Source organism: Nocardia cyriacigeorgica (assembly GCF_010868145.1).
In the GTDB taxonomy this organism is placed as follows: Bacteria; Actinomycetota; Actinomycetes; order Mycobacteriales; family Mycobacteriaceae; genus Nocardia; species Nocardia cyriacigeorgica_D.
Map to the genome: position 1 here is coordinate 1 of NZ_JAAGUY010000077.1, position 292 is coordinate 292.

The window sequence follows — 292 nt, forward strand, 5'->3', positions numbered from 1 at the left end:
CCGGATTCGAGGCGCTCGCGGTGCGGACGGTGGTGGCCGAGTTGGGCGTCGACGACGTCACCGTCGGCGCCGATCTGGTGTTGTCCGGGCTGGCTTCGGGCAGTCCGATCGACCTCGGCTACTCGATGGATTCGGCCTGGCGCGGCGCGCTGCCACCGGTCACCGGCTTCTCCCACGTCGACGATGTGCCCGCCCGCACCCTCGTCGAACTCGCCGAACAGGGCGCCGACCTGGCCAAGGAGCACGGTTCCGGGCATGGCCCGCCCGCCGCCCTGCTGGACCAGACGGTGCT

At 71.9% G+C, this 292-nt stretch carries 1 pseudogene; it reads left to right on the forward strand.

Going from position 1 to position 292, the window contains the following annotated elements:
• Window positions 1–292 (forward strand): annotated as a pseudogene (locus tag GV792_RS28815) (hypothetical protein); the annotation flags it as partial.